This window comes from Streptococcus sp. DD13 (assembly GCF_001578875.1).
Classification (GTDB): Bacteria; Bacillota; Bacilli; order Lactobacillales; family Streptococcaceae; genus Streptococcus.
Window position 1 is genome coordinate 1,176,550 of the sequence record NZ_KQ969506.1, and the last position, 12,025, is coordinate 1,188,574.

Sequence of the window (12,025 nt, forward strand, 5' to 3'; positions counted from 1 at the left end):
AGGTTGTCTATGACAAAACATATTCACTGGGATGGTCAATTATCACAAGAAGGATTCGATGTCGTCAGAGGAGAAGGGGGCGTGATTGTCTGCCCAACTAAAGTCGGCTATATCATCATGACATCTGACCGCGCTGGTTTGGAACGGAAGTTCGAAGCGAAAGAACGGAATCGGAACAAACCTGGAGTAGTCCTTTGTGGTAGCATGGAAGAACTCCGCGAGCTCGCTCAATTAACACCTGAGATCGATGCCTTCTACCAAACTCATTGGGATCAAGATATCCTCTTAGGTTGTATCCTTCCATGGAAACCAGAAGCTTTTGAAAAGTTGAAAGCCTATGGTGATGGACGGGAAGAGCTCATGACGGATGTCCGTGGAACTTCTTGTTTCGTGATTAAGTTTGGAAAAGCAGGTGAACAAATCGCCAAGGAAATGTGGGAAAAAGAAGGACGGATGGTCTACGCATCTTCTGCTAACCCATCTGGAAAAGGAAATCGCGGAAAAGTTGAAGGGATCGGTGAGCGAATCGAGTCTATGGTAGACTTGGTCATCGAAGCCGATGACTACGTTGCCTCTATCCAGCCAGACAAGACCATTGAAACCCGTTATGAACAAGGCGTAATGGTCTCCATGGTCGATAGCGAAGGAAAGCTGATCCCCGAACAAGGAAAAGACAGTCGCTCGATCAATACATGTCCCGTTGTGATCCGTAAAGGATTGGACATTGACAAAATCATGATGCACCTATCTGACCACTTTAACTCCTGGAATTATCGTCAGGGAGAATATTATTAATCCTGACAAGTACTGTTTTCTAGCCTCAAGAGCCTTAAAGGCTCTTTTTTTGATCCTTTTGCACATAAAAACGAGAGGGGGACAGAAATCGGTCATTCGTTCGAATTCGATTTCCTCGTCCCACCTCCGCACAGGTGAGTAGGGCTGTAAAAGCGGATAAAATCAGCCTAGTAGAGCCCACTCAACCACTGCATCTTGCCCGACAATCCAAAAACAAAAAAGAGGCTAGGACTTTTGTCCCAGCCTCGTCATGATTTCTTAACGGCCAAATAGGCGAGCAAAAAAGCCCTTAGTCTGCTCTTTTTCTACCTCTGCTTTTGCTTCATCCAACTCAATCTTCAAAACTTCTTGATCTTCCATAGCTTTTAAAGTGAGTTGTTGTTGCTGATCTAATTGCTTGTCTTTTTCTGCAATCTGAATGTCCTTCACGCGCAACTGCTCGTCTTTTTCTTGAAGTTGCTGATCCTTGGTTTTCAACTGGTCATATAGACGAACAATCTCTGCATTTTTTTCATCCACCAAGATCTCCATCAGCTCTCGCTGTCTGGTTTCTTCACTGATCGGCTCGTCTTCAAAGATTGTTTTTTTATAGATTTCCTCCAGTTTAACCAGTCCATCACGATTGACAACGGTCACACCCTTTTCATTCTTCTCCACAAATTCTTCGGGAAGAGATTTGACACGATTATTCATCGCCTGTCGACTCACTCCTAAGATCTCTGCTAATTCACTCACGGTTTTTTCGATTTTCATATTTCCCTCAGAGAACAATTTTTTTCTAGTTTCACGCTATTAAAATAGTATCATATGAACTTTTTCCTGTCAAATATCCCTACTAGATCGCTCGACTCTCCTAGCTTGACGAATGAGCTTATTCAGGGCTTTTTCCTTCCATTCGTAGAGGACATCCGAAAACAATAGAAGAGCCGTGAAGATCCTTTTATGCTACAATAAAGGCATGAATACTTTTGAAACAATTGTGATCGGGGCTGGACCAGCTGGGATGATGGCTGCCATAGCTGCTGCTTCTTGGGGAAAAGAGACCCTACTATTAGAAAAAAACAAGCGACTGGGTAAGAAACTCGCAGGGACAGGTGGGGGACGGTGTAATGTCACCAACAATGGAACACTCGATGAACTGTTGGCCGGGATCCCCGGAAATGGACGTTTCCTATACAGTGTCTTTTCCCAGTTTGACAACCACGATATCATCCGTTTTTTTGAAGACAATGGAGTGAAGCTGAAAGTGGAGGATCATGGGCGCGTCTTTCCAACGACAGACCGATCCCAAACGATTATCAAAGCTCTAGAAACCAAACTGCTAGAACTTGGCGTTTCCATCCAGACTGGACGTGAAGTTGTTTCTGTCAAAAAAAAAGTTGACCTCTTCCAAGTAAAAACCGCTGATGCGCTCTACCATGCGCCACAACTCATCGTTACCACAGGAGGGAAAGCCTATCCATCCACCGGATCGACTGGATTTGGATACGATATTGCACGACATTTTGGCCTATCCGTCACCTCACTAGAAGCCGCTGAGAGCCCTATCCTCACCCATTTCCCTCATAAAACTCTGCAAGGCTTATCCTTACAAGATGTCACTCTTCGTTGTGGCAAACATCAGGTAACTCATGATTTGCTGTTTACCCACTTCGGTCTATCGGGCCCTGCCGCCCTTCGCTTGTCAAGCTTTATCTCAGGAGGAGAGACCGCTTATTTAGATCCCTTGCCGGAACTATCTACAGGTGAACTCGCTCAACACCTTGAAAGGCACCGGGATAAATCCATAAAAAACGCCTTAAAGTTGATTCTTCCCGAGCGCCTAGCCGAGTATATGGCCCAGCAATTTCCGACTATCGAGAAATTTAAGCAGGCCAATCCTCGGGAGAGAGAGCACTTGCTCACCTTTGTCAAATCAATCCCCATTGACATTACAGGTAAAATGTCGCTTGCGCGATCCTTTGTGACAAAAGGAGGCATAGACCTACGGGAAATCAATCCAAAGACACTAGAAAGCAAAAAGGTTCCCGGATTACACTTTGCCGGAGAGGTCTTGGATATCAACGCCCATACAGGAGGGTTTAATATTACGAGTGCCTTATGTACCGGCTGGGTGGCTGGAAGCCTCCATTATGAGGAATGATCTCTTCTTTCGAAATCGCCTGCCCCTCATACCCGTCCATGCATCCCTCATTGACACGTGAGGAAAACACTTAAAAACCATCTCAATCGTTCGCCATCAAGCGATCCTCTTGGGATGGTTTTTCTGTATAAGCCCTATCATCTAGCAGAATGGTTTAAAAGAACTGACGTAATATCGCTAAGCAAACAACTCCAAACAAGACGGTTACAAGCAGGTTCTTGTAGCGAAAAGCCACATAAGTCGTCGGAATGACTGCTAACAAATCCAGCCATTTAACGGAAATGACACGACCTCCCTTTTCCTGAAACATCCCCGATAGGACCAGAGAAAAAATAATGGCTACCGGCAAGTACTTCAGAAATCGGAACATGATAGGGGGTAACCCCCGATATTTCACCAGTATAAAGGGGAGAACCTTTGGCACTAGCGTCACCGCGCCCGCACACAGAATCGAAAGAAAGACATAGCTACTTACTGTCATCGATGATCACCCCTACTACACAGCCAACAAGAGTAGAAACAAGAACGGTTAGTGATTGCGATAGGAAAGGCATCAAGAAGAAAAAACTCAATGACACGGCTCCTAAAACCAGGGCTACTTTTTTCCCCAGCCCTAGCGCTTGCATCCCCATAAATTGATCCGCAAAAATCCCAACGAACATGGCAATCAAGGCAAAGTCCATCCCAAATCGTTCAGGATTCGGAAGAAGAGCTCCCAATAGGACACCTGCTACCGTAGAAACATTCCAAACGAGGTAGCCTAGTAAATTATTTCCATGCATCCACCACGGTGAAATAGCGTCTTGTTTCCCCCGTTTGTTTAAAAAAACTCCATAACTTTCGTCTGTTAGGATACTCCCAATTCCAACATTATGCCATAGATTTGCTGTTCGAAAACTAGTCGACGTATGCAAACTCATAAGCAAAAAGCGAATATTAATCAAAAAGACCGTCAGGGTGATGCTGGTGATGTCTTGGTGCAGAGCAAACATGGAAATCATGACAAATTGAGCACTACCAGCATAGACAATCAAGCTCATCAAACTCATTTCCACTGGTGATAAGTATGGGGCTGCAACAATGCCACAAGCCACTCCGATGCTGATATAGCCTAAAGCTGTTGGCAGACCATCTCGCACCCCCATCCAAAATTGTTTCTCTTGCATATCCTTCAATTTCTATTCTTCTATCATTGGGAAAGCTAGACTAGGACTAGCATTTAAATCCCAATCAGCCCAATTTCCCTTTTCTAGTTCGGGAATCGCTGCTAGAGCAATCATCCCTGCATTATCTCCGCATAGTCGCAAGGGCGGAAGAAGGATGTCAACATCCTGGATTTCCTGTTCGAGTCGCTCTCTTAACCCTTGATTCGCAGCCACTCCACCTGACACGACCAAGGTCTTGACCGGATACTGAGCCAGCGCCTTTTTGGTCTTTGCGAGCAAGATATCCAGTACGGCCGCTTGAAAACTAGCTGCTAAGTCTTCCTTTACAAGAATCTCTCCTTTTTGTTGGGCGTTATGGTAGAGATTGATAAAAGCTGACTTGAGACCAGAAAAGGAGAATTCTAAATGATCTTCTTGAATCATGGCTCTTGGGAAATGATAACGATCCTCCCCCTGGTGAGCTAGTTCATCAATCTCCCGACCAGCCGGATAGGTCAATCCCATAACCCGACCGACCTTATCATAGGCCTCTCCTACGGCATCATCTCGCGTTTCCCCAATAATATGGTAATGACCCGCCTCAGGGACATAAACTAGCTCGGTATGACCACCAGACACGAGCAAGGCCATCAAGGGATAGGTGAGTGGTTTTACAACACGCGCCGCCATTAAATGTCCGGCCATGTGATTGACTGGTATGATAGGTAAGCCGTTGGCCCAAGCAAAGGCCTTGGCGGCTGAAATCCCAACCAAAAGAGCCCCCACTAGACCTGGTCCTTCTGTAACCGCCACGGCCGTTAGTTGACTTGCTGTGATTCCAGCCTCTCCTAGCGCCTCTTCGATACAGCTAGTAATAACTTCCACATGGTGACGACTGGCTACTTCTGGTACAATTCCCCCAAAACGCTGATGACTCGCAATTTGACTAGCAATGACGTTGGACACGATTTCTGCCTCATTTTTTAAAACCGCGACAGATGTCTCGTCACAAGATGATTCAAAGGCGATAATATATCTATCTTTCAATTTCTCTCCTCAATACAAAAGCATCCTCTATCGGAGCATGATAGTAGTTTTTTCGGATTCCAATTTCTTTAAAGCCGATTTTTTGATACAAGGTCCGCGCCGCGTGATTGGAGCGACGAACTTCCAGAAAGGTCTGGGGCCCATATTGTTCCAACTGTTCTAAGAGCAACCGAGCCAACCCCTGCCTTCTACAGTCCGGATCCACCACTAACTGAAGAATTTCCTGTTCTTGCCCCATCAAATGAAGCACCAAGAGGGCCACCAATTTCCCCTCTCGCCAAGCCCCAAGGTAGCGACTGCTCTCCAGAGAAAGATTCGACTGAATTTGTTGTCTGGTCCAAGAAGACGCCCCATACACAAGCCGCAATAGCTCTTCTATAGATGAGACCTGTTCTTCTTCTAGACCATTTATTTCTCTCATTTCAATCATAGGCGTTGAATATAGGGTTGGGTCCCTTCTTCATGGCTTTCCAACCACTTTTCCTCGGCTTCGACACGCTTCAAATAACTGGGCTCAAAACTCAAAACGTCCTCTGTCGGTAAGGTTTGCCCCAACATTGCTAAATCCAGAGCTGACGGGAGGGTCTCAATTGCATGGAGGTGAAGGGGACTTGCCTCAATTTGTTCCTGAAAGGCCGCAATTTCTCCTACGAGATAAATCTCCCCCTCTACCAAAGATAAGTCCTGCAACAAGTCTTCAAAGTCAATATAGGTGTCTTCCCGAACTGGGTCACCGTCCACATAAAAACCAGCATAGACATGATTGCGACGGGCATTGATGACAGGAACAACCGTACCTCCCAATCCTTCTGGGACAAGAGAGCGCAAGCTGGAGATCCCCACTATTTCACACCCTAAGCTATAGGCCAACGTTTTCGCTGTCGCAACGGCTACCCGAAGGCCAGTATAGGAACCCGGCCCCTTAGCCACCACAATCCGATCAATATCCCTCGGGGTCCAACCGGCAGACTTGACCATAAAATCAATCGTTGGCATGAGACTAATACTATGGTTTTTTCGCACTGTCAAGGTAAATTCTGCAATCAAGCTTAGTCCATCAACCAAAGCCACACTCAAGGCCTGATTGGACGTATCCATGGAAAGTATTTTCATTCTTCATTCCTCGTTTTCTCTATTTATTGTAAGCTATCTTCATCATTTTTTCAATCCAAGGCCTCCCAACTTTTCTGAAACATCTTGAAAAAAACGGACATTTCCTTCTTAATTCTCCCATCCCTTTTACCTAACTAGTCTTTTATGATATAATATGAATAATTGCAACGTTTCAAAAGAAAATGACAACTCTAAAAAATTCCATATCTCTTTACATAAATGACCCTGTCACTATGTGACTTTGAGTTGTCTGTCTGCAAAAGAAAGGAAAGCCATGATTTATAAAGTTTTTTATCAGGAAACCAAAGAGCGAAATCCAAAGCGTGAACAAACCAAATCGCTCTATGTTGACGTAGACGCCGCAAATGAGCTTGACGGACGGATCGCTGTTCGCTCGCTGGTCGAGCAAAACACTTCTTACAACATCGAGTTTATTGAGTTGCTTTCGGAGAATCATTTAAACTACGAAAAAGAGCATTCTGATTTTAAAATTACGGAGTTTTAATCCATGTCATCTATCAATCTAAAACCTGAAGAAGTCGGCGTATACGCCATCGGTGGTTTGGGAGAGATCGGGAAAAACACATACGGGATCGAATACAAGAATGAAATTATCATTGTAGATGCCGGTATTAAATTCCCCGAAGATGATCTATTAGGGATTGACTACGTGATCCCAGACTACTCTTATATTGTTGAAAATATCGATCGGGTCAAAGGACTGGTCATCACCCACGGTCACGAAGATCATATCGGAGGGATTCCCTTCCTGCTCAAGCAAGCGAATATCCCTATCTACGCAGGTCCCCTTGCCCTAGCATTAATCCGCGGAAAATTAGAAGAACACGGTCTGCTCCGGGACGCAACCTTACACGAGATCAATGCCAATACCGTTTTGACCTTTAAGCACTTGAGTGTCTCCTTTTTCAGGACAACCCACTCCATCCCTGAGCCTTTAGGGGTCGTTATCGACACCCCTCAAGGAAAAATTGTCTGTACTGGGGACTTCAAGTTTGACTTCACCCCTGTTGGAGAACCTGCAGATTTGCATCGAATGGCTGCCCTTGGAGAAGAAGGCGTTCTCTGTCTCTTATCTGACTCGACCAATGCAGAAGTTCCAACCTTCACTAATTCCGAAAAAATTGTTGGTCAGTCCATTATGAAGATTATCGAAGGTATCACAGGACGGATTATTTTTGCCTCCTTTGCTTCCAATATCTTCCGTCTGCAACAAGCTGCAGAAGCTGCCGTTCGGACCGGACGGAAAATTGCCGTCTTTGGTCGGTCCATGGAAAAGGCAATCGTCAACGGAATCGAGCTAGGCTACATCAAAGTTCCAGAAGGAACCTTTATTGAACCTTCTGAAATCAAAGAATATCCTGCAGGTGAAATGATGATTTTGTGTACAGGTAGTCAAGGGGAACCCATGGCTGCTCTCTCACGGATCGCCCATGGGACTCACCGTCAAGTACAACTGCAACCAGGGGATACGGTCATCTTTTCTTCCAGCCCCATCCCCGGAAATACAACAGGTGTCAACCAGTTGATCAACATCCTGACAGAGGCTGGTGCAGAAGTTATCCACGGAAAAGTGAACAACATCCATACCTCTGGACACGGTGGTCAGCAAGAGCAAAAACTCATGTTGCGCTTAATTAAACCAAAATACTTCATGCCTGTTCACGGAGAATACCGGATGCAGAAGATCCACGCTGGACTAGCAGTGGATACCGGTGTCCCTAAGGAAAATATTTTTATCCTGGAAAATGGGGATGTCTTAGGACTGACCGCTAACTCTGCACGGAGAGCTGGACATTTTAATGCTCAGGATATCTATGTAGACGGAAATCGTATCGGAGAAATTGGAGCTGCAGTCCTCAAAGACCGTCGTGATTTGTCCGAAGACGGAGTGGTCCTAGCCGTTGCAACCGTTGACTTCCAGTCGAAGATGATTTTAGCAGGACCAGATATCTTGAGCCGTGGATTCATCTACATGCGTGAATCCGGGGAACTAATCCGGGAAAGCCAGCGTATCCTCTTTAACGCCATTCGGATTGCCCTCAAAAACAAAGAGGCCAATATCCAGTCTGTCAACGGAGCGATTGTAAATGCTCTACGTCCCTTCCTTTATGAACGGACTGAGCGGGAACCAATCATTATCCCAATGATCTTGACACCAGACGAGTAACAAGACCACAACCATTCATAGAAATCAAAAGAGGCTGGGACAAAAGTCCTAGCCTCTTGTTTGTTTTTGAATTGTCGAGCAAGACGCAGTGGTTAAGTGGGCTCTACCACGCTGATTTCATCAGCTTTTACAGCCCTACTCAACTGTGCGGAGCTGGGACGACGAAATCGAATTCTATCGAATGACCGATTTTTGTCCCGCTCTCTTTTTTTCAATTTATTGATGCTTCCTTTGAAAATGATGGACAATCGGAAGTCCAAGTAGGATAACCACTACCAGAGAGGCAACTAAACTGATATACACTCCATAGCCAACTGAGCCACCTTTGTAGGCAGCCTCACTGACAGCTCGTAACTGAGCGTCCACCGTTGCAACCTTTCCATGCACTGCAAAAAACTCAACCAGCCCAAATATAAAGGACAAGACCGCAAGCCCACAAATGGAATAAGAAAATACCGGGGAAAATTCTTCCTTCCGTTCTCCGATAAGAGAAAGAGCCACAATTAAGCCAAATAAAATCAGGCTCACAAAAGCATCCGTAGGCGTATCCCCCCTACCAAATCCATTGACATTCATCGTCAACTGAAACGCATCAATACTAATCCAAGGTAAAAAGACCGACACCAGTCCAGAAATACCACAAATAATCGTTAGAAACCGTCGTTTTTCCATTTTCATCTCCTCCTAATAAACAACAAACCTTTTCACTCAAAACGATCCACTTCTACCACGACCAGAAGATTCCAATAAAGGACTCCTGGAATTATCCTCTATATGTACAGCTCCTCCATCTCCTCGAGTCGTCTGTTTGCGATTGAAAACAGGGATAAAGAACCATAAAACTCCCAATATGCAGGCCCCTAATAAGAGGGAAACTCTTGCATCTGCATCGACGCAGCTGGCAGAAAAAAATTCCTGACCAACCGCTACAACTACTAGAGTAGTAGCACTCGCCTTTTAGCTCCTACTAGAACATAGAACAAGAGTGTGGTCATCCCAATCAGACCAAATCCCCTCGTAAGAAAATAAAGGAAAGCCCCTGAAACAAGACGCTGTGCGTCAGCGGTAATATTTCCGTCTGTCCAGATTCCTTTTAATGAGATATAGATGAGACTCCTAAATGGGGGGCAAATTCTCCTAAATAAATCTGTACCCATTCCAGGCAAACGGTTAAGGCTCCCAAAATGGACAAAAGAACAATAAAAACACGTTGTTGTTTTACATTTTACTCCTCTTATGGGCCATTTTCCTTAACTATAACAGTCTTTGTCCCCCTTGTCAACATGATCGAACACCCTTTTCCATCGTTTTTTCGAAGGAATTTTTCAGATCCATCTAAGAACCCTGGGGGAGGACTTTACAGCTTATTCAGACCGATGAGACTTAGTCCAATATGCCCTTTTCAAATTCTTTCCTATCCGAATCCTGCCACCAAGCTCCTTATACTTCTTCCTCCTATACAAAAAAGTCTGAAAACGATTGTTTCAGACTTTTTCATCCTTTATACTTGAGGAGATTGACTATCTGCTGAAGCAGGGTTGCCTGATCCTTCAGATGTTGGTTCTGTCGTTGCTTGACCTGGGAACTGTGGCGCAACTGGTTGAACAGGTCCCCCTACGTTAGGAAAGACTGGAGCAACTGGCTCTTGGGGTTGTACTGGTTGTGTATAAGGCGTTTGACCTTGAGGTGCTTGGCCTGGAAATTGTGGAGCCTGAGCCTGAGGTTGTGCATAGGCTTGAGCTTGGGGCTGTACTGGTTGTGTGTAAGCCTGAGCTTGAGGTGCTTGGCCCGGGAATTGTGGAGCCTGAGCTTGGGGTTGTGCATAGGCTTGAGCTTGGGGTTGTACAGGTTGTGTATAAGGTGCTTGACCTTGAGGTACTTGGCCTGGAAACTGTGGAGCTTGACCTGGGTAAGCTGCTTGAGGAATCACCGGACGTGGGTTTGGATTTTTAAACAATTTCGCTACGTTTTCAAAGAATTGGCTAAAACCAGCCCCTGACAAACGTGGTGGAAGCGCAAACGGAATCACCACAACAGCAATCGCCGCAACCAATGTAATCCATAGACCATATCCAACACTCAAGCCAGCAGCATATCCCATCAGATTATTCACACTAATAATATCCAGAAACGCAATCACAACGATAACAAGTCCCAAGAGGAACTCTGTCACCAATAAGCTAGCGGCCATTTGAGTTGAAATATAGCCAATTAAGGCGATAATCGCGATGAACAAGAAAAGAAAAACAGTTAATTTTCCATCACGATCAAAACCAAAAAGATCTCTATATGACCCTGTGTAATAAGATCCACCTGAAAGAGTTGACCAAGGCAATAGTGACGCGATAAAGCCAACCAAAGCAGTGATCAAAAACGATAGTCTTTGTTTATCCATTTTCATAATTCTCCTTTTTTCTAGGTATTCCTATTTTATCTTATTAACTCCTCTTTGTCAATCGCTTTCAGAACTTACAAACCCCTCTTTCATGCCATTCTTCAGCATCCTCTCGCATCTTAAAATCCAGCATCCCAATAAAAAAAGAGGGCTTTAGCCCCCTTTTTTCTACTGTACATTCGTATTCCCTTACTTGCGATCGGCACTTGGCTTCACTTGCAAAGGATGGGCCATGCATTCTTAATAGAGATGCAGATAGTTTTCAATTTCCCATTGAGAAACAAAACTTGCATAAGAAGCCCATTCGATCCGTTTTGCTTCGACAAAGTTGGTATAAATATGGTCTCCAAGCGCAGCTTTCACCACCTCATCCTCGCTCAAAGCCTTTACAGCATTGTGAAGGGTTGATGGTAGATCAATAATTCCTGCTGCTTTCCGCTCTTCCGCACTCATTCCATAAATATTGGTTTCCACAGGTGCAGGAGCTTCGATTTTATTGATAATACCGTCCAATCCTGCTTCTAGCAACACAGCTAGGGCCAGGTAAGGGTTGGCAGTCGGATCAACGGACCGCAATTCAAGACGCGTTCCCATCCCACGTGAAGCAGGGACACGAACCAGGGGTGACCGGTTGCTTCCTGCCCAAGCAATATAAACAGGCGCTTCAAAGCCAGGGACTAGACGCTTATAGGAATTCACTGTTGGGTTGATGATGGCTGTATAGTTATAAGCATGTTTCATCAAGCCTCCGAGGAAATAGTAGGCATCTTGTGATAACTGCATTCCTCGTGGATCATTCGCATCAAAAAAGGCATTCCCATTTTCATTAAAGAGAGACATGTTGCAGTGCATTCCGCTACCAGCAATGCCATATTTTGGTTTGGCCATAAAGGTCGCATAAAGACCGTGCTTACGAGCAATGGTTTTTACTACAAGCTTAAAGATTTGGATATTGTCACAAGCTTTTAACACTTCTGCATACTTAAAGTCGATTTCATGCTGACCCACCGCTACCTCGTGGTGAGAAGCTTCCACTTCAAATCCCATTTCCGTTAGGACATTTACGATTTCACGCCGAGTATTGTCCGCTAAATCTGTTGGAGCCAAGTCAAAGTACCCACCTTGGTCATTGACCTCAAGGGTTGGGTGGCCTTCCTCGTCCATCTTAAAGAGGAAAAACTCTGGTTCTGGTCCAAGGT

General features: G+C 45.0%; 13 protein-coding genes. 4 read left to right on the plus strand and 9 right to left on the minus strand.

The genetic code is table 11. The features are described 5' to 3' along the window. Positions 1 to 9 precede the first annotated feature (9 nt). On the plus strand, positions 10 to 795 hold the full coding sequence (locus STRDD13_RS05455; protein ID WP_067102829.1) for an L-threonylcarbamoyladenylate synthase: 786 nt from the start codon (positions 10 to 12) through the stop codon (positions 793 to 795). Between the two features lie 258 nt (positions 796 to 1,053). Here the strand turns inward: STRDD13_RS05455 and STRDD13_RS05460 are convergent, their stop codons facing one another. After that, the gene (locus STRDD13_RS05460; protein ID WP_067102831.1) at positions 1,054 to 1,548 is read right to left on the minus strand and encodes a DUF536 domain-containing protein; all 495 of its coding nucleotides are present in this window, start codon (positions 1,546 to 1,548) and stop codon (positions 1,054 to 1,056) included. A 205-nt stretch (positions 1,549 to 1,753) separates the two neighbouring features. On the opposite strand from STRDD13_RS05460, the gene STRDD13_RS05465 reads away from it, so the two are divergent. Next, positions 1,754 to 2,938: an aminoacetone oxidase gene (locus STRDD13_RS05465; RefSeq protein WP_067102833.1), complete on the plus strand. Its 1,185-nt coding sequence runs from the start codon at positions 1,754 to 1,756 to the stop codon at positions 2,936 to 2,938. A gap of 154 nt (positions 2,939 to 3,092) precedes the next feature. On the opposite strand, the gene STRDD13_RS05470 is transcribed toward STRDD13_RS05465, so the two are convergent. The 5 genes from STRDD13_RS05470 to tsaB are packed head-to-tail and all read right to left on the minus strand — an operon-like array spanning position 3,093 to position 6,243. After that, on the minus strand, positions 3,093 to 3,419 hold the full coding sequence (locus STRDD13_RS05470; protein WP_067102835.1) for an AzlD domain-containing protein: 327 nt from the start codon (positions 3,417 to 3,419) through the stop codon (positions 3,093 to 3,095). Then, the gene (locus STRDD13_RS05475; protein ID WP_067102837.1) at positions 3,406 to 4,104 is read right to left on the minus strand and encodes an AzlC family ABC transporter permease; all 699 of its coding nucleotides are present in this window, start codon (positions 4,102 to 4,104) and stop codon (positions 3,406 to 3,408) included. The genes STRDD13_RS05470 and STRDD13_RS05475 overlap by 14 nt, the downstream gene beginning before the upstream one ends. Positions 4,105 to 4,116: 12 nt before the next feature. Beyond that, positions 4,117 to 5,130 (minus strand): tRNA (adenosine(37)-N6)-threonylcarbamoyltransferase complex transferase subunit TsaD, encoded by a 1,014-nt coding sequence (gene tsaD / locus STRDD13_RS05480; protein WP_067102839.1) that lies wholly within the window; start codon positions 5,128 to 5,130, stop codon positions 4,117 to 4,119. Next, positions 5,120 to 5,551: a ribosomal protein S18-alanine N-acetyltransferase gene (rimI, locus tag STRDD13_RS05485; protein WP_231852562.1), complete on the minus strand. Its 432-nt coding sequence runs from the start codon at positions 5,549 to 5,551 to the stop codon at positions 5,120 to 5,122. The genes tsaD and rimI overlap by 11 nt, the downstream gene beginning before the upstream one ends. Before the next feature lie 5 nt (positions 5,552 to 5,556). Continuing rightward, on the minus strand, positions 5,557 to 6,243 hold the full coding sequence (tsaB, locus tag STRDD13_RS05490) for a tRNA (adenosine(37)-N6)-threonylcarbamoyltransferase complex dimerization subunit type 1 TsaB (protein WP_067102842.1): 687 nt from the start codon (positions 6,241 to 6,243) through the stop codon (positions 5,557 to 5,559). Positions 6,244 to 6,517: 274 nt separating this feature from the next. On the opposite strand from tsaB, the gene STRDD13_RS05495 reads away from it, so the two are divergent. Both STRDD13_RS05495 and rnjA read left to right on the plus strand, forming a co-directional pair. Beyond that, positions 6,518 to 6,748: a DNA-dependent RNA polymerase subunit epsilon gene (locus STRDD13_RS05495; protein WP_067102844.1), complete on the plus strand. Its 231-nt coding sequence runs from the start codon at positions 6,518 to 6,520 to the stop codon at positions 6,746 to 6,748. 3 nt (positions 6,749 to 6,751) lie between these two features. Further along, positions 6,752 to 8,431 carry a ribonuclease J1 gene (gene rnjA, locus STRDD13_RS05500; RefSeq protein WP_067102846.1) on the plus strand — a complete coding sequence of 560 codons (1,680 nt, stop codon included), beginning with the start codon at positions 6,752 to 6,754 and terminating at the stop codon, positions 8,429 to 8,431. A gap of 216 nt (positions 8,432 to 8,647) precedes the next feature. On the opposite strand, the gene STRDD13_RS05505 is transcribed toward rnjA, so the two are convergent. The 3 genes from STRDD13_RS05505 to STRDD13_RS05515 form a co-directional block, all read right to left on the minus strand. Further along, a complete protein-coding gene (locus STRDD13_RS05505) occupies positions 8,648 to 9,103 on the minus strand; it encodes a hypothetical protein (RefSeq protein ID WP_067102848.1) in 456 nt (151 codons plus the stop codon). Positions 9,104 to 9,932: 829 nt separating this feature from the next. Beyond that, positions 9,933 to 10,826 carry a spermidine synthase family protein gene (locus tag STRDD13_RS08855; RefSeq protein WP_156471252.1) on the minus strand — a complete coding sequence of 298 codons (894 nt, stop codon included), beginning with the start codon at positions 10,824 to 10,826 and terminating at the stop codon, positions 9,933 to 9,935. 240 nt (positions 10,827 to 11,066) lie between these two features. Continuing rightward, positions 11,067 to 12,025 (minus strand): glutamine synthetase family protein (locus tag STRDD13_RS05515; protein ID WP_067102852.1); only part of this gene is annotated, 959 nt, incomplete at its 5' end.